A 20630-nucleotide genomic window follows, 5' to 3' on the forward strand; every position below is an offset into this window, starting at 1 on the left:
TGTCAAGACAAATCCGGAACCGGTTCCGGAGCATCGTGGGATACACGGCCGCCCCGGGTTCACGCCCACCCGATGTCACATCCGTGGCCGAACCGAGACGTGGGTCCTCTGTGGAACCGACCCGCACCGGGCGCACTCCAACGCGCACCAGATCACCTTTCTTGAGGGGGCAGGCCATGGACGTGCCTTACGACCACATCGAGGACTTCGCCGAGGGCACGAGCGGCGACGACGAACTGACCGTCGACATCGACGGACAGGAGTACACCGTCGAGGAGAACGCCGACTTCGACAACGACGGCGCGAACGACACCGCGATCGTGACGACCGAGGACGGCGGCGCGATCGCCTTCGCGGACACCGACGGTGACGGCGTCGCCGACGTGGCGGTCGAGTACGACGCGGACGGCGACGTGGTCACCGGCGCGGAGTACGACGAGACCACCGGCGAGTGGCACGAGGAGGACGTCGAGGCACTCCCCACCCCGACCGGCGACGGCGCAGACGACACCCCCGGCTCACGCGACACCGACGACTCTGGTGGCACCGGCGATGCCGAGAACACCGACTACTCCGACGACGACTCGAGCGCGGACTACGAGGCCGGCGAGGACGACATGACCGTCGACCTGCCCGGCGAGGACGTGAACGCGGGCCCGGCCACCTACGACACCGACGCCGACGGCGTGGCGGACACCGCCGTGGTCGCGGGCGAGGACGGCACCACCTACGTCTTCACCGACACCAACGACGACGGCCGGGCCGACGAAGCCGCCGTGGTCGAGGCCGACGGCGACGTCATCATCGTCACCCACACCGACGACGACGAATGGACCGTCATCGACGAGGGCCACCTCAACCCCGACGGCTCCTACGAGAGCACCCAGGACCAGCACGCGAGCGCCCACGCTCTCGATTGAGTCGTGGTTACGGCCGGTGCTGGTTGCTGCCGAGCGCGTCCGCTGGCGTGTTGGGCATGCCCAGGATGGCGGCGCATGCCGCGGAGGCGAGGATGCTTTGGGTTCGGACGTGTAACCCGAGGCGGTTCCAGTGGAAGATCACCAGGTAGCTGATGATCTCGCGGAGTCCGCGCCGCAGGGTACCTTCGCGTGCGGCGAGTCCGAGGGTCCGGCCGGCTTGGCGGAATGCCTCGGCCCAGTCAGCGAGGGAGGCGAGCGGACTGTTGACGCCGAGTAGCGGGCCACCGGCGGCAGTGTCGGTGAGTGACAAGGTCTTGACCTGGTCGGCCATCGCGGCGACCTTGGCAGCCGGGACGCTGTTGGGGAGCGGTCGTTCTTGGGTGACGCGGTGCCAGACGTCACTCTGCTCGTACCACTCCAGGTTGGCAGCACGCATGAGCGTGCTGCATAGCAGTAGGGATAGTTCACGCCGGCCGAGTGTGGCTTCGGTGCCGGGAAGCACGGTGACGATGGCGCGGCTGTCCGCGCAGAACAGGTCGTGAGCGATCTCGGTCCCGGTGCTGTCGCCGAATGCGGCTGTTTCCGCTTCGTAGATGCCGGGCCACCACCGGCCGACGTGGCCTCCTGCGACGAGTTGGTCGAGTTCGGCGGAGACTTCTGTAGTCATCGCGCGCCCAGCAGGGCCGGGTCGAAGGCGTAGCCGCCAGCAGGGGTGTTTGCGCATGAACCACCACGCGGCGATCACGCCGTCGGCCTCGGCGCGCAGGAGCAGCGGCGCAAGGTGTTCGGCGGCGGCTTGCTCGGCCTGGTCCCAGTCGGTGAACTGGATGTAGACCTGCCACCAACTCGAATCCGTGTGGTGGTCGAGTGCGCGCCTGCCTGCCTGCCGGTAGACCTCGATGGCGTCGTCCAGCGCGGCTGGTTCCATGCCTACCGCCACGGCGGCGTCGGCCAGCGGTGTGCCAGTCATGACTTTCGCGGCGGCGGCTTCGATGGTCTCAACAGGCGTTAGGTGATCAGCAGGCATGCGTCCCATCCTGAGATCGGCGCGGCGTTTTGTGCGACGGTGTGAGCGGCGAGGGCCAGTCCTGCTGTGCCGACCAGCAACCCGGGTCCCTCCTCGTTGCCCGTGCTGGCGTGGCGGGTGAGTAGCGCGGCCAGGCATGGCAACTGGTGACTGATCTTGGAGGTGAGCGCGTCCTGGGCGGCGCGCCAGGCGGTCTGGTACAGCCCGGCCCAGCCGTGGCACAGGCTGTTGTCGGTGATGTGGGCGAGCTGGTCGGCGTCGGACAGACACGCCGCGAGGGCGTGTTCGGCGAGGCGTTGGCGGGCCGTGTCCGCAGTGGCGATGGCGGCGATCTGTTGGGCGCGGGCGATGCCGGGGGTGCCGTAGCACCAGCTTGGCCGGTGAGGGCCGGGTTGCTGTGATCGACCAGTGCGCAGCTCGTCTCGGGTGATCCATTCCGGCCACCAGGTGCCGCGTTCGTCGTCGTGTTGCCAGACGTCCAGGTGAGTGCAGATCGTTTCGATAGCTTCGCGGTGTCCGTCGACGGCGACGCCACGCCGCAGCGCGGTGCCGAGGAAGGCGAGCACGCCGGAGATTCCGTGTGCGACGCCGTGATTGGCGTGTCCGCCGGGGGTGGGCAGGGTGATGTCCGGGTCGCGGGTGGTCCACCAGCCGGGGAGGTAGTCGGCGCGCGGTGTGGTCAGTCGAACGAGGTAGTCGAGGATGCGGCCGAGTGCGTCGGTTCCGGGCGTGTGCTGGAGCAGGAGTTGGCCGATTCCGGTCAGGCCGGCGAACAGGTCATATTCGATGAATGTCGTTGTCTCGCCGCGTTGGGCACGTGCCGTGGCGGCATCGACACGTCGATGTGCCAAAGCGATGACGTGGGAGTCCATAGTGGACAGCGCCTGGTCGTAGCGGTGGTTCTGGTCGGCTTCGGTGGCGTGCAAGATGAAGGAGATTGCCGGGGCGCCGAAGTAGAGGCCTGTGTCGTCGGCCGCGCTGATCCCACGACCGGTCGCTGCCCGCACCCACGCGTGCGCAGTGCTCCACGATCCCACTCCTGCGAGAGCGCGTTCGATGTGCAGCAGGGCGACGCCGGCCGCCCCGCGAGCGAGGGACTGTTCTCGCCCGGTCGTGTCGTCGGTGTCGTGTTTAGGGATCGCGAGCTTCGCGGCGTACGCCTCGGTGAGCTGGGCGGCATCGTCGGTAGTGGTCACGACGCGCCTGGGTGGCTGAGGGCGAGCTGGCGCCGGGCGACGGCGCGGGCGAGGCGGTTGGTGACCTTCTCCACGCCGGAATCGACGCCGACGGCCCGGAGGTGGTGGTCGTGCAGCAGCGTCCGCAACACCAGCTGGTCATCACCATCCCGGAGCGCCCGGTCTCGGTAGGCGGCGAGCGCGGCCCGGCGCTGGTCCCACACGCGCGTCACGGTCTGACCGTCCGGAAGGCTTTGCAGCCGTGCCCGGCCGTCGGCACTGACCAGCCCCAGCGTTGTCTCACTGAGTCCGTGGTCCAGTTTTCCGTGTTCTTGTGGGAGGAGATCGAGCAGGCTGCGTAGCCCCGTTTCCGGGCTCGGAGCCAGCGAGGCGGCCAGGTCTGTCATGGACGCCGCAGCGATGGCCTGGCTGGGCGTTCCGGTGCGGGTTGCCCACCAGCGTTGGGCAATGGCGGCTGCCGAGTCCGTCGCCAACACCTCTTCGACGGCGTCGTCCGTCTCGGTGCCGTGGCTTAACACACCACGCGGCGGCTGGTATGTGCCGAGGGTGAGGTATGCGAGCAGACCTGTTGTGCGGAGATGTGCCGCCCAGTGCGCGAGTCGGGTCGCGGCGGTCCCGTAATCCCCGGCGGTGCGCAGTCGCAGGCACAGCACCAGGTGTTGGTCGCTGTCGGGGCGGGCCGGGTCGTGGTGGCGCCAGAACCACCACCGGATCACGGGATTGTCGGTGTCCGCGAAGAGTTGGGGAAGGTGGCTACTGAGGATGTCGTCGAAACGCAGCGGGTGCGCATGGAGGTGAGCGCGCAGGACGGACGAGTGCCCTGGGAGCTGGGCGTCAGATCGGGTGATGGCAGGCAGTGAAACTGCCTGCCGGCGTGGTGGCGTGTTCGTGCGCGGGACGGCGGTGAGTGGCACGACCAGTTCGCAGGCTCGGCCGGTCCACGCGCGGCTGTTGTGGACACTGGTTTCGCGGAGTTCAACTCTGCCGGTGCGGTTGCGCTCCAGCCGAGTCCGCAACAGGGTCCGGTCATGGCGGTCATCCAGGTCGAGCGGCAGGCGGAGGTCGCTCTCGCACAACACGACTGTCGAGGGAACGCGCCACCGGTTGCGCCACGTACTCAGTGCCTGGTCCCACGCGGCGGTGCCATTCCGGGCCGGGACAAGGTCGGTGGGCTTCAACAGCCACCGGGCCGCGGACAGCACGACGCGGCCATAACGCAGCCGTGGGAGCAACGGCAGGTTGTGTCCGGCTCCGAAGCCGACCGGGCCGAAGGCGCCGCATCGCGCGGAGGCCACCTCGGCGAGAAACCGCGCAAGGGGCGGGGTCTGGGTGGTGGTTTCGAGCGCGTGCAGGCTGTGCGGCTGGACTCGTTCGCCTGTCGAGATCCGTACCAGGGACATCTGTGTGGTGTCGGCGGTGACCGCGAGATCGTCCAGCCGGATCACGGTCTCGTCATCGCCGCGGTGCTCGTCCAGGGGAATCACGTGCGGCAACAGCCGATGGGCGCGGGTGATGTTCTCGTTGTGCTCACGGCGGGGCAGAAAGGACAACTGCGCCGCGATGGTGTGCTCGCTCGTCGGCGCGTATGAGGCTGCGAAGCGTTGCTGGTCCTCGTCGGGTAGGAAGTGGGCAAACCGACCGATCATGCTGTTGGCGTGCATAGGTGCCCCGGTGAGCCAAAGCTGGAACTGGCCGCGCTCCAACGCGTCGAGTGAGGCGGCGTGGACCTGGAACGCTAGTTCCACCCGTGCAGGGGCGACCATCTTGGCGTGGTCGCCGACCCGCAGGCCGTCGATGATCTGCTCGGTCAGCGTGATCTCGGTGCGGCCTTCGGCGGTGGCTTGCTGGATCAGCGCCAGCAGGGTGACGTCGCGTTCGGTCAGCAGGTGAGCAGCGCGGGGCCGGGGCGCGCCGAGGAAACCGGCGGGAAAGCCAAGACCGGAGTCCGCGACCACGTCGCGCACGCCGACGACCGCGCCGACGCCGTAGCGGTCCAGGAATCGTGCGTGGAAGTCCTTCCACACCGGGTCACCGAAGGGAAAGGGCGTGAGCCGCAGCAACGCTGTCGCGGCGGCCTCCGCCTCGTGCAACACCGCCTCGGGAACCGTGAGCTTGCCGGCAAGCGCCACGTCCACGGCGAGCACTCGTCCTGGAACCGCGTGCACTGCTCGCATCCGTTCCTCGGCCCCCTCCAGGGCCACGGAGTAGTCGGGCGCGGGCGCCCAGGACGGCAGCGAGGACAGCTCCTCACGGATCGCGCGGAGCTGCTTGACCAGGTCCACGAGGTCGGGCAGATCCTCGACGCCAACAGATTCCAACTCGGTCACCAGGTGCGCCAACGGGTCAACGGTCGTCGTCGGCGCCCGCAAGCTGGTGAGCATGACCCGACCGGCGACCAGTCCAGCCAGCAAGCGCTGGATCTTGTCCGGCGCCGCGTCGGGAAATTGCTCGCCGACACGGTGGGCCAGCTCGGCGACAGGGAGCGGCCTGGTCGCGCCGGCCAACGCGGCTGCTACCGCCTTGGTGCGGCGGACGGAGGTGTCCAACGCCGCGCCGAGGTGCGGTTGGCGCTCGTCGGGCCGGGCAGGCACAACGAACCGGTCCCCACGCGTGAACCCGGCGTCGTTGACGACTACGAGCAGGCGGGACAGCAGGTCGGGGCGATGCTCCAGGCCGTCGATGATCTCGCCCAGCCACCGCGCATCCGCCCGCGCCACCACCTGGTGTTCGTCGCCGAGCCGCACGGACACCGGAGCACCCGCGGACGCAGCGGCCACCCCGGCGAACAAACCGGCCGGGGTGGCGCGCCGCTGCCAGCGGCGGAGATAGGACGAGGTCGTGATCAGGACACGCCGAAGCTGACGCCCATCGACACGGTCACCATCGACGATCGCGTCGATCTGCTGGGACAGCGCCGGACTCGCAACCCGGAGCGCTGCCTGGACCTCGGCACGTCGCCACAGATGTGCCAACCATGCTCGGCCCTCGCTGAGGGCGTCCTCGGTGTCGAGGTCGAGTGAGTCGGGCAGGTCCAGCCCGCCTGGATCAGTATTGGCGCGAGCCATTACCACGCCGACGTGCCGAAATAGCGTCCGTTTCGCGCCCACTGCCCCCTCCTCGGCCTATCTCCCTGACGGTCGGTCGATGTCAGAGCGGCTGAGTGACGCTGCTGGTGCAGGCACTCCCGCAGGTCGAGCCGCCGCAGTTGTCGTCGGTATTGCAGTCCATCTTGATGAGCGGCAGGCTGTCGGCGATCACCTCCAGGTCGAGCGAGAACTCGTCGACGTCGTCAACCGGTGGTGTGATGGCCAGGGTCATGCTGATCACTCTCCTTCTTGTTGTTCCTGGTTGCCCTGGCCGGTCGCGGCGGTGGTCGCCGCTGGCCAGGAGATCGTGACGCGGTGATGCCGCTTGTTGATGACGATGCCCTCCGGCAACCGCTCGTCAGGGGTGTCGAGGGGCCAGACACCGAAGGTCGGGCCGGCACCGTGGCGATGCTGGCGGTCCCAGATACACACCTGCTCAGCCATCACCTCGGCGAGATCGGCGGCATGCGGGCCGAACGCGTGCACACCGAACTCGGAGACACCCGATTCCACCCGGCGTGTCGTCAGGTAGGCGACCGAGTCGTCGGCGACCACCGCTGAGTCGAACCACATGTTGTCGTCGTCGACCAGAACAGAGCGCTGATCGGCGTCGGCCCGCAGCTTGCCGAACCCAGGAAACGCCGTGGCCAGCCAGAGTTGCAGCGTCTCGAACGACTCCATGCCGCCGATCGTCACACCGGTCCACGCCTCGGCGCGTTCGGTGTCGAGGACACCCTCGAGATCGGGTACCTCTTCGCCGGGCCAGCCGTCGTCGAACCGAAGCTCGACCTTGGTGCCACGCAACTGCACCAACTGCCCGCGATTGGCGCCCGCGCCCTGCATGGCGACGAACCCGCAGATGATGGCCGATCGGCTCACCAGGTGGTCACCCTCGCGCTCAAGCTCCAGCGACCGCGTCAACCCGCGCATCCGCAGCGGGACCACCAGCCGCCCGTCCTGCGCGAGCTGGTCTATCCATGCCGGGGGGATGTCCCAGGCGCCGACTGTGACGATGATCCGGTCATACGGGGCATCCGTCGCGAACCCGTTCTCGGCGTCGGCAAGGACGACGTTCACCTGCTCATACCCGGCCGCGTCGAGCAGCCGCCGAGCCCGCTCGGTCACGTCCGAGTCAATGTCCACGGTGGTGACGTGCCCCTCGGGACCGGCCAGCCAGCTCATCATCGCGGCATTCACGCCACCGGACCCGATCTCCAGCGCGGTCATTCCGGGGCGAACGTCAGCTTGCTCCAGCATGGAGCCTTGCAACTGCGGCGAGGAGACCGTGCTGATCGGCCGCCCCCGGTCATCCCGCTTCACGTGCACCGCGTCGCGGGGGTCATAGGCATCCGCCAGCGCCGCCCCCGGCGTGAACAGATGCCGAGGAACCGCCCGAAACACCTCGGCCACCCGATCGCTTCGAATCGCCCCCATCTCACGCAACGCGCCGATCATTTCTTCACGCAACTCGGCGGCCTGCGAACCATCAACCATCGTCATGCTACGAACAGTAGCCACATGACTACGCCTTTCTGTTGGGCCTACTTCCCATATCGGTACGTCCGGCCATGCCCCGACTGGACCGACCGACTTGGCCGGTGGACGTGGTTGGTCAGCTCACGCTCGTCCAGCAGTCGCAGCATCTCGAAGGTGTGTGACTTCACGACGGGCAACATGGGGTCGGTCACCCGATTGAGCAGTTGGATCGGTGTGATGTGCGGCTGGAGGTAGTGGTGCCAGGTCAGCAGCAGTTCGGCGGCCTCGGCCTCCCGCATGATCGCTCAAGGCACCTTCATGCCGAAGTTATCGATCAGGTGGCGCACGCAGTACCCGCAGTCGAGTGGGCAGCCCACGATCCAGTTCGCGCTGAGCCCGGACTTGCGGTTCTCGATCACATCCAGCAGTTCAGGCCGCAGCGAGGAGCGCTCAGTGTCGGGCAGCAACGGCACCGATCGGCGGATCGCCATCGCCAGCCCTTCGGGGGATGCTGCCTGCCTGTCCGCGGTTGTGGTCACGGGCTCCTCCTGGCTCCTGAGGTCTTGCCGGGCTGACCTCACAGAACCAGGAGCAGCTAAGATCGCGTAACGAGGCAATCAACTACACCTAGTATTTGCCCCCCTTGACCCAGGCGTGCGGAGTCGGCTGTGACAGGAGATGGAGCGACCGCTGACGACCAGCCGGCTTCGGCAGCAGAACTCCTCGCCCACGAGATCAGACGTCTTCGGAACGCTGCTGGCCTCAGCCAGCCCCAGCTCGCCGAGGCGGTCGGCTACACCCGCCAGTACGTCTCGCTGGCCGAACGAGCGGGTAAGAACCTGCCGTCTCGCGACTTGGTCAGTGCGCTTGACAAGGCTCTCCAGGCGGGAGGCGCCCTCCTCAAGCTTCGCGAACAGGCGAAGGTTGACCAACTGGCGTGGCGTCGAGGCGTGCTTGAAGGACCACCAGCCATACCTCACGGCCAGCAACGCGTGGCGGCCGAACGCGTGCGACGTAGCCAGGAGGAATGGCTGCGAGTACGGCAGGCACCCGGTGTCCGTGGTCGCGAGTTGACCGAGTTGGCCGCCTGGCTTTATCCGGTAGCTCAGCGCGCACCTGGTGGTCATGTGTTGGCAGATCGAGGCTGGTTGCTGGATGAACCGGTTGACTTGGATTCGGTTCGCTTGCTCTGGTCTGAAACTCAAGTCCCAGTTCCCCAGATAGAGCCGCTGGATCACGTGCTGCCAATGACCGACCGGGGCGAGCGATATGCCGGGTACAGCCGCGCTGTTCGGGATCTGGTGCGTCCTCGGCTCCTGGAAAACCGCCTGAGTTACCGACTCCTGAACGTGCAGACACAGAACGCGTTGTCCCTGACCTTCGGGACCACCACGTTCTTTGAGGTGTTCAACGTCAAACAAATGGTCGCGCACGAGTTCAAGGCAGCGTGGTTGACTTCGGACCGTTCGGTTCCCACGTGGGATTCGCTGCCTCTCCGGTCGACGATCGGCGACCCATTCGATCCCCAACGACTTCTCATGTCCCCCGGCATCAGTACATTGACCATACGAAGGGACAGGTCGGGAGAGCATCGATTCGTGCTGCACGAGCGCGACGGCGGAAAGGTAGCTGACGGCGGGGGCCTGTGCCACGTCATGCCGGCAGGAGAATTTCAGCCATCCTCCATGCACCCCGCCGACCTGGCCAACGACTTCTCCCTTTGGCGCAACATCATGCGCGAGTTCTCCGAGGAATTTCTCGGCAATCCGGAACACGACGGAAACAGCACTGCACCAACCGAATACGCGAGCGAAGAACCATTCCGCTCGTTCGAGCGAGCACGAGCGGCAGGCCGTTTTCATCTTTGGCACTACGGGTTGGTGATCGAACCCCTGGAACTTGGCGCGATACAGCTCACAGTGGCCGTCGTCGACGACGAGGTGTTCGACCAACTGTTCGCTCACCTAGTGAGAACCAATGACGAGGGCCGACTGGTTGGCGCGGGCGGACGGACCGACATGCCCTTCACCGAAGAGGCAATCGACCGCCTTGACCCACGGCTGTCGGCCAGCGCGCTGACCCTTCTCCGCCTAGCCTGGCGCGACAGACAACGGCTGCTACAACCGACAACCTGATCTGCTACGCCCCAGACCGGACTGCGCTCCTCACCTCAGACGTGGTTACTCAACTGCGATCCGCCTGGGTCAATCACCACTCCTAGTGCCGTCACGTTCCCCTGAGGTAACTGCTGGTCCCCGCGCGGGTGGCCGCCCATACGATGGTGAGCCATGAAGGAGCGGATCCTCGCGGATCTCGATGCCCGCATCGCCCGGCATGCCAATGGGGACCCTTCGGGCGTGCTCGACGAACAGGCGCTCGCCCTGGTCACCGAACTGACGCGGTCGGGCGAGCCGGACGCGGGCAGCCTCGTGCGCGTCGCGGCGTTGCACCTGTGCCGGTACGAGGCCCTGCCACGTGAACACGGCGGGGCCGACCTGCGGCTGGCGCAGGCGCTCTACACGAACCTGCACACGGTCGACCCCCGCCTGGTGCCACCGAAGGTGCGTGAGTTCTTCGGGCTCGCCTCACCGCACGACAGTGGCGTCGCGCTGATGCGGGAGTACGAACGGACCGGCAGGCTCGACGACCTCGATCGCGCGATCTCGCTGTTCCGGCAGGAAGTGCTGGAGCACCGGACCGAGAGCCTGCACAGCCTCAGGAAGGCGCTGAAGCTGCGGTCCGAACTCGGCCGCTCAACGCACTGAAGGGCGCCCGTGAGTGGGTTTAGCGACGGGGTCACCTCGTGGTCAGCGGCGTGATCCTGGCGCAGGCGGCGAGTGCCCTGTGCAGTGCGATTTCCGCCGTCGGCCCCTCGGCGAGGAGGATGCCGGTGCAGGAGCGCTGGTCGGTCAGGTGGTGGAGCCCGTCACCGATGGTCGCTGTCGGGTACCACTCCGGCGAGCCCGGCAGACCGGGCAGGCGGTCGAGACCGGACCACCCGGTCAGCACCCCCGGCTCCGGTGGATAGGACAGCACGAACGCGACGCCGGGGCCGGGGTCGATGGGCTGTGTCAGCAAACCCGGTTCCTCGCCGAGAGCCATGGCGATCATGCTGTCGTAGACGTTGGTGCGCAGCGACCGGCAGAGGGCTTCTCCGATCATGGCGCCGCCGATGCGCTGGTTGATCTCGACGACCTCCGGGCCGTCCACGGTGAGGATGAACTCGGTGTGGGCGAACCCCTGGCTGTGGCCCGCGGCGTCCAGCACGTCGCCGATCCACGTGCCGAGCTCCGCGAAGTCCCCTGGCGGGAACGCGACCGGGAACGCCGCCGCCTCCTCGCGGCGGGCGGGTTCCGGCGAGAGCTGGCGGCTCGAAACGCCGAGCAGCCGGGTGCGCCCCTGCCATGTCACGGTCTCCGCGCTGTAGAGCGGCCCCTCGAAGTACGGCTCGGCGATCAGGTGGCCCTTCAACGGAGTGTCCTCCGCCGCCCGGAGCGCGTCCGCCAGCTCCGCGTCGTCGCGGACCAGCCACACACCACGGGAGGACGTGCCGGAGGAGTCCTTGAGTATCAACGGGAACTCGATCTCGTCGATCGAGGACACGGGTCCGGCGGCGGACCGGCTCAGTCCGCCCTTGTACAACAGTGTCCGCACCGCACCCTTGTCGCGGAGCACGCGGACCGCCTCCGGGTCCGGGCCGGGCAGCCCGAGGCGGGCGATCAGCTCGGCACCGGGAAGCGCCCACGTGTCGGTGGAGTTGATGATGCCCGCCAGGTCCGGCATGGACCGCAGGACCGCCTCGCACGCGGGAATGTCGGTGGTGTCGATGTCGACGACGTCCAGACTGCCCGGGTCGAGCCTGCTCAGCTCGTACGAGTAGATGGACCGGTTGCCGGTGAACAGGCACAGTCGGTGTCCCGCCCCGGCGGCCGCGTCGACCAACCTGCCGAGCCCGAAGCTGAGTGCTTCCAGCAGGACGATGGTCATGCCGCGGTCACCTCCCTGAGCTCCGGGACCACCTGGGTCTCGTACGGGCGGCGCTGCCAGTCCATTGTGGACCACGGCAGCGTCAGCCCGTCGAGTGACGTGACCTCCTGTGGTGCGAGGGTGTTCGAGTCGAGCGCCTCGCGGTGGCGGGCGAAGACCCGCTCGGTGTAGCGGTGCCCGGTGTCGGGGCCGAGGACCACGTAGGTCCGCTCCGGGTCACGGACGGCCTCCCAGCGGGCGGCCAGGTGCGCGGCGCCCGTCGACAGGCCCGCGAACACCGCGTGCTCACGCAGCAGGTCGACGGTGGCGGCCATGGCGTGTGTGAAGTCGAGCCAGTGGATGCGGTCGTACAGCTCGTGATGCACGTTGTCGAACTGGATCGAGCTGCCGATCCCCGCGATGATCGCGTCCGGGTCGGACAGGTGCGCGCTGCCGAACGTCACGCTGCCGAACGGCTGCACACCGGTCAACCGGACACCGGGGTCCTGGTCACGCAGCGCCTCCGCGAGCCCGCCGGTCGACGAGCCGGTGCCGACACTGCCCACGACGGTCAGCTGTTCGCCGGGCAACGCGTCGCGCAGCATGTCGGCCAGTGCCGCGTAGCCCAGGTAGTGCACCGGGTCGTGGTACTGGCGCATCCAGTGCATTTCCGGGTCGCGGGCGAGTAGCTCCCTGACCCGCGCCACCCGCCTGCGCTGGTCGAGGCGCAGGCTGTCGGACGGCGGCATCTGGTCGACGGTGACCCCGAGGATCTCCAGCTGGGCGCGCATCGTGGCATCGACCGTCGTGGACGCCACGATGTGGCACCGCAGGCCGTAACGGTTGCAGGCCATGGCCAGCGCGAGCGCGTAGATGCCGCTCGAGCTGTCCACGAGTGTCTGTCCCTTGCGGACGGTGCCGTCCGCGAGCAGGGACCGCACCGCGCCGAGCGCGGCGTAGACCTTGAGCGTCTCGAAACGTACGAGCACCACGTTCGGGGCGAGGCGGACGAGCGCGGGAGTCTTGATGGCGTCGGTGATGTGCTCGTGGATCTGTGCTGTGGACTCCATCGCGGTCACCTCCCGATCGATCGCAGGTAGGTGCCGAGGGACTCGGCACCCTGCGCGTTGCGGGGCCCGGACACCATGTCGCCGTAGGAGATGACGTGGAAGTTGTTGTCACGCACGGCGGGCGTGTTCTTGAGCTGCGGCGCGGACTTCAGGTAGGCGATCTTGTCCTGTGCGGGCTGGTCCGCGTAGTCGACGACGACGATCACCTCGGGCTCGGCCTTCACGACCGCCTCCCAGCCGACGGCACCCCAGCCGTCGTCGAGGTTCTTGAAGACGTTCACGCCGCCCGCGACGTCGATGATCTGGGTCGGCGCCGCGTGCTTGCCCGCGGTGTAGGGCTGGTCGGTGCCGGAGTCGTACACGAACACGCGCACCGGCTCCTCGCCGTCCGGGACGCTCGCGGTGACCTTGTCGAACCGCGACTCCAGGTCGGCCACCAGGTCATCCGCGCGGTCGCGGACACCGAAGATGTCGCCGATGTTGCGCAGGTCGGCGTACAGCGCGTCGAACGGGCTCATGTCGCTCTTGCCCGCGGTGAAGTCCCAGCAGGTCTCGGAGTGCAGGTAGCTGCGGATGCCGACCTGCTCCAGCAGCTTCGGCGTGATCCCGCGCTCCTCGCTGAAGCCGGAGTTCCAGCCCGCGATCACCCAGTCGGCCTTGGCGTTGACCAGGATCTCCCTGGTGACGCGGGAGGTGCCGAGCCGTTCGACGCTGGCGTAGTCCTCCTTCCACGGCGAGCCCGCGATGGACGGGTCGCCGAGGGAGTTCATGACGTAGCCGCGCATGCGGTCGGCGAGTCCGAGGGCGAACATCTTCTCCGACCCGGACACGTCGTAGGCGACGGGGCGTTGCGGGACGGGGTAGGTGACCTTCTCCCCGCAGTTCTCGATCGTCGCCTCGGTGGGCGCATCGGAACCGTTCTGGCTCTGTGCTTCGACCTGGGCTCCGCAGGCGGCGAGCATCGCCGCCGAGGCGAGCAGGGCTGTGGCGCGCACCATGGTCGCGCGTCGCTTGTTCATCGCGAGGTCTCCTCGAGAAGTGGCTTGTCGGTGGGGAGGTCGTAGAGCAGTTGCAACGCACCGGTGACCGGATGGGTGACCGGGGTGACATCCACCCCGAAGACGGCGCGAACCGTTTCCGGAGTGAGGACCTCGTCCGGGGTGCCACAAGTGACGAGGGAGCCGCCGCGGAGCATCGCGATCCGGTGGCAGACCGCGGCAGCAAGATTGAGGTCGTGCAGGGCGACCAGGACGGTCAACCCGCACCCGCGCAGGAAGTTCAGCAGTTCCACCTGGTGGCGGATGTCCAGGTGGTTGGTCGGTTCGTCGAGCACGAGCACCGCTGGCTCCTGCACGAGAGCACGCGCGACCAGCACGCGCTGCCGTTCGCCGCCCGACAGGGTGAGCACGGATCGTTGCGCGAGGTGCGTGATGTCCAGGCGCACCAGCGCGTTCCGGCACAGCACGCGCTCGCGGGGCGAGAGCCGGACGTTGCCGCGCTGGTGCGGCGCGCGGCCGAGCGCGACGACCTCCTCGACGGTGAAGTCCAGGTCGACGGAGCTGTCCTGGGTGAGCGCGGCGATCCGGCACGCGGTCTCCCGCATGTCCTGCGGCGCCAGGTCGTCGCCGTCGAGCAGGACCGCACCGGCCGACGGCCGCAGCGCGCGGTAGACGCAACGCAGCGCGGTGGACTTGCCGCTGCCGTTGGGGCCGAGCAGGCCGACGATCTCACCGGCGGCGGCGTCCAGATTCAGCGCGCGCACCAGCGTCTTGCCTGCGACGTCGACCGAGACACCTTGCACGGTCAGGGAAAGCGGGGTCATCAGCGCCCTCCGAACGAGTAGCCACGACGGCGCATCACCACGATGAACACCGGTACACCGATAAGGGCGGTGATCACCCCGAGCGGAAGCTCCTCCGGCGCGACCAGCGTGCGCGCCAGCAGGTCCACCCACACCAGGAAACTGGCGCCCGCGAGCGGCGCCACGATGAGCACGTTGCGGTGCCCCGACCCGACCACCATCCGCACCACGTGCGGCAGCACCAGGCCGACGAACCCGATCGCGCCGCTGACCGCGACCAGCAGCCCGGTGACCACCGCGGTCAACAGGAACAGCCAGCGGCGCAGCGACGCGACGTCGGTGCCAAGGCTCGCGGCGGTCTCGTCGCCCATCGCCATCACGTCCAGCGTGGTGGCCTTGCGAACCAGCACGACCATCCCGACCGCGACGCCTGCCGCGGCGAGCGGCAGCGAGGCCCAGGTGGCGGCGCCGAGGCTGCCGAGCAGCCAGAACAGCACCGACGCGGCGGCCTGCCCGTTGGGCGACATGAAGATCAGCACGCTCATCACGGCCTGGAACCCGTAGGCCAGCGCGACGCCGGTGAGCACGAGCCGCAGCGGGGTGAGTCCCAGCTTGCTGCGTGCGGCGAGGTAGACCAGTGCGGTGGCGCCGAGCGCGCCGAGGAACGCCGCGGTCGACAGCGCCAGCACGCCGAGCCCGGCGAAGAAGCCGAACACGACGACCGCGGTGGCGCCGACCGACGCGCCGGAGGAGATCCCCAGCACGAACGGGTCGGCCAGGGCGTTGCGCACCAGTGCCTGCACGGCGACGCCGACGAGCGCGAGGCCCGCGCCGACCACCGCCGCCAGCAGGACGCGGGGTGCGCGGACGTTCCACACGATCGAGTACGAGGTGACCTCGTCGGGGTGGATCGAGCCGCCGGTGATCGCCTTGCCGAGATAACGCAGCACGTCGGGCAGCGCGACGGTCGTCGGCCCGAGCGCGATGCCGGCGACGATCGACACGAGCAGGGTGATGCCAAGCAACAGGACGGGAGTGGTCAGCCGGAGCGACCGCGTGGTCGGTCCGGTCTCGGTGTCTGGCTCCGCGAACAGGCGCAGGCCGGCCTCAGTCGCCACGGAAACCCCTCACGATCAGCCTCTTGGCGTGGTTGTCATAGGGCGCGGTGTCGAAGCCGCCGAAGAACTCGATGTCGACGAAACCGGCCTGCTCGAACAGGGTCCTCAGCTCGACGGCGCTGTAGAGGTGGGACAGGATCGTCGAGCGCCGCACCTCGTTGCCGCGCACCAGCGTCCAGTCGGTGCGCAGCCGGGACCAGTCGTCGAGGATCGTGTCCTCCATGAACACGGTCCCACCCGGCACGGCGACCGACTGCGGGCGACCGACCCAGCCCGCGAGGACTTCCTTGCCCAGCAGGTCGATCACGGCGGCGCCACCGGGGACGAGGCTGGCGCGGATGTTGCGGAGGACGGTCAGGTTGTCACCGGGATCGGTGAAGTAGCCGAACGAGGTGTACATGTTGATCACGAGGTCGAAGGCGTCCTGCTCGACGAAGTCGAGCATGTTCGCGTGGATCAGTCGCGCGGACACCCCGGCCCGTTCACATGCCGCCCTGGCGCGCTCGAGCATCGCCGGGCTGAGGTCCACACCGGTCACCTCGGCGCCGGCGCGGGCCATCGGTACCACGTGCACGGCGGGTCCGCACGCCAGATCGAGGACCCGGGTGCCCGCCGAGACCTTGAGCAGTGGGGACGACGCGATCAGCTCGGTGGCCTCCTGTTCACGTCTTTCGGGGAACATGACCTCCGCGAACCCGACCCACAGGTCCTCTTCCTCGTACCAGCTCATGCCAAATTCCTTCGTCCCGTGTGATCCGTCTGTTTGAAATGTCGCACAGCGATCACGTTGAGTTCCGAAGACGTGACGGATTCATATCCCCCAGTTACCGGAGACTGGTGCGAGTCCAATGCGATGAGGGATCGCTACCTTTGGGTGCGATGGCAACGACTGGAAGATCGATCCTGCGCGAGGCCGCGTTCGTGCGGCTCTGGCTCGGCACGACCGCGTCCGGGCTGGCGACCTGGGCGTTCCCGTTCGTCCTCGGCCTCGCCGTACTCGAACGGGAGCTCACCGCGACCGCGCTCGGGATGGTCCTCGCGGGACGGTCCGTTGGTTTCCTGGTGGCGGTGCCGGTCGGTGGTGTGCTGGCGGACCGGCACTCGCGGCGCGGCGTCGTGCTGTGGGCCGGGCTCGCCGCCACGCTGGCCACCCCGGTCCTCGCGGCGGGCATGGGCCGGTCGGTGCCGCTGATGATCGTGGCCGCGGTCGTGATCGGCGCGGGCCAGGGCGCGTGCCGCCCGGCATACCAGGCGATGGTCTGCGAGGTGGTCGATCAGGACCGCCGCCAGCAGGCCAACGCGGCCACCGCGCTGGCGGTCCGCGTGGTCACCCTGACCGCGCCGGGCATCGTCGCGCTGCTGGCGCTCGTCTTCGACATCACCGCGCTGCTCGTCGGCACCGGGCTGGTGTGGCTGTTCGCCGCGCTCGTGCCGCCGAAGGGCCGTGCCACCACACCAGAACCCGGGCCGAAGCCGGGGATCGTGCGTGCGTTCTTCGAGGGGCTGCACGAGGCACGCAGGCACCCGTGGTTCCTGGCCGGCCTCACCGCGCTCACCGTCGTGATCGCGACCGGCTACTCGGCGACCGCCGTCGCGCTCCCCCTGGTGAGCCGGGACCGCTACGGCACGGAGGCGGTGCTCGCTGCCGGACTCACGGCCTACACCGTCGGTGGTCTCATCGGCGCGGTGATCGTCGGGAAGTGGCGCCCACGCAGGGAAGGGTGGACGGCGCTGGCCGCGCTGGCGTGCTACGGCATCGCCCCGCTCGCGCTGCTGTTCCCGGTGCCGGCCGTCGTCGTCATCGTCGCCTACGCGCTGTCGGGCATCGCCATCGAACTGTTCAACGTGCCGTGGTTCACCGCGACGCAACGGGAAGTGGCCGAGAACAAGCTCGCCAGGGTGTCCTCTGTGGACTTCCTGCTCTCCTACGGCCTCGCCCCGGTCGGCCTCGCCCTCATCGCGCCGGCCATCGACGCGTACGGCACCGCGACGGTCCTCGGGGTGTGCGCGGCCGCCTGTTTCCTCGTCCCCGTGGCCGCGATGCTGGTGCCCACCACCCGCGAGTTCCGCCGGGACACCCCCGACCGCGACGCCGTCACCAGCTGACGGGCAGGCAGTCCAGTCCGCGCACCATGCGGCCACGCCGCCAGGGCAGGTCGTCGGGGCCGACCGCGAGACGCAGGCCGGGGAAGCGGCGCAGCAGCGTGCCGAGCGCGACCCGCAGCTCCGCCTTGGCCAGCTGTGCGGCGACGCAGAAGTGCGGCCCGAACCCGAATGCGAGGTGCGGGTTGGGTTTGCGGGTGATGTCCAGCCGCTCAGGGCACGCGAAGACCCGCTCGTCGCGGTTGGCGACGTCGAGGTTGACCATCACCGCGTCACCCTCCCGGACCAGCACGCCGCCCAGCTCGACGTCCTCGGTCGCGATGCGGGTGAACCCGGCCGAGGTGACGGTCGGCGTGTAGCGCAGCAGCTCCTCGACGGCCCGGTCCAGCAGGCCGGGGTCGGCGCGCAGCGCGCCGAGCTGGCCAGGGTGGGTCAGCAGCAGGTAGACGTAGTTGCCGATGTGGGCCGACGTCGTGTCGAGACCGGCGTACAGCAGGGTCACGCCCAGCGCCACCAGTTCGTCCTCGCTGAGCCGCCCGTCGTTGTCCCTGGCGGCGACGAGCGCGCCGAGCAGGTCGTCGGAGGGCTCCCGGCGCCGCGCCGCGACGAGGTCGGTGAGGTAGTCCTTGAGCGCCGCGAACGCCGCGTGGATCTCCTCGGGGCTGTACGCGGTGGTCGCCAGCGCCACGTCGACCCATCCGGTGAACCGGTCGCGGTCCTCGACCGGCACGCCGAGCATCTCGCAGATGACGGCGATGGGCAGCGGCATCGCGAGTCCCGAGATGAGGTCGGCTGGCGGGCCCGTGTCCTCGATCCGGTCGAGCAGGTCGTCGGTGATCCGCTGGGAGTACGCGGTGAGCCGCTCGACCTGCCGGGGGCTGAACGCGGCCGCGACGAGGCGCCGCAACCGGTTGTGCTCCGGCGGGTCCACCGTGTGCAACGTCGGGTCCGCGAGCCGCCGGGGCGAGGTGCGCGGCACCTCCCGCTCCTCGTCCAGCAACGCGGCGCGGCTGAACCGGGAATCGCTCAGCACGGTCCGGACATCCTCGTGCCGCACGGCGAGCCACGCGTCACCGCCGTAGGGCAACGCGATCCGGCTCATGGGTTCGTGCTCACGCAGGTGGGCGTACTCGGGTTCCAGCGCAAGGGCTTCCGCCTCGCGGAACGGGTAGGCGCGTGTGGTGAACGTGCGGCTCATCGAGTTCCCCATCCGGCAGTCGCGTTGTCACCAGTGTGGTCGTGTGAGCGGATCAGCCGGTTCCCGTCCGGTCGCGGGTCGAGCGAAACACCAGCCGCGGGTTTACCTCGACTGTGCGGTCGCGACCGCGACCTCCGCCGCGACCGGGTCCGCCACGGGCCACAGCCGGACGGCGAGCACGGTCGCGGCGATGGTGACGGCGGCGAGCACGCCCAGCGTCGTCGCCATGCCGGTCTGTGTCGCGAGCCAGCCCGCGAGCGGGTAGCAGAGCAGCCAGCAGGCATGGGACAGCGAGAAGTCCGCGGCGAACAGGGCGGGCCGGTCGGCCGGCGACGCCGACCGGCGGAGCAGGCGGCCCGCGGGGGTGAGGACCAGCGAACCACCCGCACCGAGAGCGGCCCACACGACGAGCAGGGCGGGCCACCGGGCGCCGTCGAGGAAGGTGGTCGTGAGGACCGCGATCAGCAGTGCCGCGGCCAGCCCGCCCGCGGCACGCAGCATGACCGTCCGGTCGCGGCACCGGTCGAGCAGCCGAGGCAGGGTGAGCGCGGCGACGAGCGAGCCGAGCCCGTAGGCGGCCAGCGCGATCGCCACCGCGGTGTCGGTGCGGCCGAGCAGGTCGCGGACGTAGGTGACGGTGTTGACGATGACCATGGCACCGGCCGCGGCGACCGCGAGGTGCACGGCGAACAACCCGCGCAGCCGTGGTGTGCCGAGGTAGAGCCGGATGCCGTGGGTCATCGACCGCAGGCTCCTGCTGTTCGGCACGCGGCCGAGGGATGCGGGCAGGAGCGCGGAGACGACCAGCACCGCGGAGGCGCAGAACCCGATCGCCGTGCCCGCGAACAGGACGTCGTAGGTGACGACGGTGAGCAGGACCGCGGCGAGCAGCGGGCTCACCAGACTCTCGAGGTCGTAGGCGAGACGGGACAGGCTCAGCGCGCGGGTGTAGTCACGCTCGTCGGACAGCACGTCCGGGATCGTCGCCTGGAAGGTCGGCGTGAACGCCGCGGACGACGCCTGCAGCAGAAAGATCAGCAGGTACACCTGCCACACCTGGTCGACCCACGGCAGCGCGAACGCGATGCCGCCACGTACCAGGTCGAGGGAGACGAGGATGGTCTTGCGTGACAGGAACGCGGTCAGCACCGCGGCCAGCGGGGCGATGCCGACGTAGGCGACCATCTTGATCGCCAGCGCGGTGCCGAGCACGGCGGCGGCGTCCGCACCGGCGACGTCGTAGGCGAGCAGTCCCAAAGCGACAGTCGCGAGTCCGGTACCGGTCAGGGCGACCACCTGCGCGGTGAACAACCGGCGGTAGGTGGGGTTCGACAACACGGCGAGCACACGGGCCTCCGTCGGTCAACGCGATCAATTCCTGAAACGTTAGGAATCAAAAGCCAACGCGACAATCCCGTAACAGCAAGACAGTTGCAACAAATACCCCGGCGCCGCCGGAAAGTCCAGAAAGACTCCGGATTTCCCGGGCCCGCGAACTTCGGATACCACCGGGATACAACCATGAAACAAGTGCGGCCCACCCAGGGGAACGTCAAAGTCTGTGATCTTGGTGTGAAGTCCGGTGTGGACGCGCTCGGTGTGTCGTCCGGACATGGGTGATGGCCTCCGCCCTGGGATGATCAAGGTTCCTACGCCGCGATCGTCACAG

General features: G+C 68.7%; 19 protein-coding genes. 4 read left to right on the forward strand and 15 right to left on the reverse strand.

Annotation, left to right across the window (positions count from 1 at the left end; translation table 11 throughout):
• The first annotated feature begins 176 nt into the window (after positions 1 to 176).
• Complete coding sequence (locus WBA97_RS02600) at positions 177 to 920, forward strand: DUF6802 family protein (RefSeq protein ID WP_424229020.1); 744 nt, start codon at positions 177 to 179, stop codon at positions 918 to 920.
• Positions 921 to 927: 7 nt separating this feature from the next.
• Here WBA97_RS02600 and WBA97_RS02605 read toward each other — a convergent pair whose 3' ends face one another.
• The 7 genes from WBA97_RS02605 to WBA97_RS02635 form a co-directional block, all read right to left on the reverse strand.
• Positions 928 to 1947, reverse strand: a complete 1020-nt coding sequence (locus WBA97_RS02605) for a thiopeptide-type bacteriocin biosynthesis protein (protein WP_424229021.1) — start codon at positions 1945 to 1947, stop codon at positions 928 to 930.
• Positions 1929 to 3143 carry a lanthionine synthetase C family protein gene (locus tag WBA97_RS02610; RefSeq protein WP_424229022.1) on the reverse strand — a complete coding sequence of 405 codons (1215 nt, stop codon included), beginning with the start codon at positions 3141 to 3143 and terminating at the stop codon, positions 1929 to 1931. Before WBA97_RS02610 ends, WBA97_RS02605 begins: the two co-directional genes overlap by 19 nt.
• Complete coding sequence (locus WBA97_RS02615) at positions 3140 to 6208, reverse strand: lantibiotic dehydratase (protein WP_424229023.1); 3069 nt, start codon at positions 6206 to 6208, stop codon at positions 3140 to 3142. Before WBA97_RS02615 ends, WBA97_RS02610 begins: the two co-directional genes overlap by 4 nt.
• A gap of 82 nt (positions 6209 to 6290) precedes the next feature.
• Entirely contained in the window at positions 6291 to 6461 is a 171-nt protein-coding gene (locus tag WBA97_RS02620; RefSeq protein ID WP_424229024.1) for an FxLD family lanthipeptide, read from the reverse strand.
• Positions 6462 to 6466: 5 nt separating this feature from the next.
• Entirely contained in the window at positions 6467 to 7729 is a 1263-nt protein-coding gene (fxlM, locus tag WBA97_RS02625; RefSeq protein WP_424229025.1) for a methyltransferase, FxLD system, read from the reverse strand.
• A gap of 41 nt (positions 7730 to 7770) precedes the next feature.
• The gene (locus tag WBA97_RS02630) at positions 7771 to 8004 is read right to left on the reverse strand and encodes a hypothetical protein (protein ID WP_424229026.1); all 234 of its coding nucleotides are present in this window, start codon (positions 8002 to 8004) and stop codon (positions 7771 to 7773) included.
• 6 nt (positions 8005 to 8010) lie between these two features.
• Positions 8011 to 8244 (reverse strand): hypothetical protein, encoded by a 234-nt coding sequence (locus WBA97_RS02635; protein ID WP_424229027.1) that lies wholly within the window; start codon positions 8242 to 8244, stop codon positions 8011 to 8013.
• 129 nt (positions 8245 to 8373) lie between these two features.
• Here WBA97_RS02635 and WBA97_RS02640 point away from each other — a divergent pair, with 129 nt between their 5' ends.
• Together WBA97_RS02640 and WBA97_RS02645 are read left to right on the forward strand one after the other, a co-directional pair.
• A complete protein-coding gene (locus tag WBA97_RS02640; RefSeq protein WP_424229028.1) occupies positions 8374 to 9840 on the forward strand; it encodes a helix-turn-helix transcriptional regulator in 1467 nt (488 codons plus the stop codon).
• Between the two features lie 153 nt (positions 9841 to 9993).
• Positions 9994 to 10470 (forward strand): hypothetical protein, encoded by a 477-nt coding sequence (locus tag WBA97_RS02645; RefSeq protein ID WP_424229029.1) that lies wholly within the window; start codon positions 9994 to 9996, stop codon positions 10468 to 10470.
• Positions 10471 to 10501: 31 nt separating this feature from the next.
• Here WBA97_RS02645 and WBA97_RS02650 read toward each other — a convergent pair whose 3' ends face one another.
• From WBA97_RS02650 to WBA97_RS02675, 6 genes are all read right to left on the reverse strand, one after another.
• Positions 10502 to 11692 carry an ATP-grasp domain-containing protein gene (locus WBA97_RS02650; protein WP_424229030.1) on the reverse strand — a complete coding sequence of 397 codons (1191 nt, stop codon included), beginning with the start codon at positions 11690 to 11692 and terminating at the stop codon, positions 10502 to 10504.
• Positions 11689 to 12750 (reverse strand): pyridoxal-phosphate dependent enzyme, encoded by a 1062-nt coding sequence (locus WBA97_RS02655; RefSeq protein ID WP_424229031.1) that lies wholly within the window; start codon positions 12748 to 12750, stop codon positions 11689 to 11691. Before WBA97_RS02655 ends, WBA97_RS02650 begins: the two co-directional genes overlap by 4 nt.
• Positions 12747 to 13760: an ABC transporter substrate-binding protein gene (locus tag WBA97_RS02660; RefSeq protein WP_424229032.1), complete on the reverse strand. Its 1014-nt coding sequence runs from the start codon at positions 13758 to 13760 to the stop codon at positions 12747 to 12749. The genes WBA97_RS02655 and WBA97_RS02660 overlap by 4 nt, the downstream gene beginning before the upstream one ends.
• Positions 13757 to 14563 carry an ABC transporter ATP-binding protein gene (locus tag WBA97_RS02665; RefSeq protein WP_424229033.1) on the reverse strand — a complete coding sequence of 269 codons (807 nt, stop codon included), beginning with the start codon at positions 14561 to 14563 and terminating at the stop codon, positions 13757 to 13759. The genes WBA97_RS02660 and WBA97_RS02665 overlap by 4 nt, the downstream gene beginning before the upstream one ends.
• Positions 14563 to 15585: a FecCD family ABC transporter permease gene (locus WBA97_RS02670; RefSeq protein ID WP_424229038.1), complete on the reverse strand. Its 1023-nt coding sequence runs from the start codon at positions 15583 to 15585 to the stop codon at positions 14563 to 14565. The genes WBA97_RS02665 and WBA97_RS02670 overlap by 1 nt, the downstream gene beginning before the upstream one ends.
• 64 nt (positions 15586 to 15649) lie before the next feature.
• On the reverse strand, positions 15650 to 16390 hold the full coding sequence (locus WBA97_RS02675; protein ID WP_424229034.1) for a class I SAM-dependent methyltransferase: 741 nt from the start codon (positions 16388 to 16390) through the stop codon (positions 15650 to 15652).
• Positions 16391 to 16539: 149 nt separating this feature from the next.
• Here WBA97_RS02675 and WBA97_RS02680 point away from each other — a divergent pair, with 149 nt between their 5' ends.
• Positions 16540 to 17766, forward strand: a complete 1227-nt coding sequence (locus tag WBA97_RS02680) for an MFS transporter (RefSeq protein ID WP_424229035.1) — start codon at positions 16540 to 16542, stop codon at positions 17764 to 17766.
• Here the strand turns inward: WBA97_RS02680 and WBA97_RS02685 are convergent.
• Positions 17756 to 18961, reverse strand: coding sequence for a cytochrome P450 (locus tag WBA97_RS02685; protein WP_424229036.1), 1206 nt, complete (start codon positions 18959 to 18961; stop codon positions 17756 to 17758). The genes WBA97_RS02680 and WBA97_RS02685 overlap by 11 nt on opposite strands.
• Before the next feature lie 102 nt (positions 18962 to 19063).
• Positions 19064 to 20308, reverse strand: coding sequence for an MFS transporter (locus WBA97_RS02690; protein WP_424229037.1), 1245 nt, complete (start codon positions 20306 to 20308; stop codon positions 19064 to 19066).
• Between the last annotated feature and the right edge of the window lie 322 nt (positions 20309 to 20630).

The sequence above is a fragment of the Actinophytocola sp. genome (assembly GCF_049647105.1).
In the GTDB taxonomy this organism is placed as follows: Bacteria; Actinomycetota; Actinomycetes; order Mycobacteriales; family Pseudonocardiaceae; genus Actinophytocola.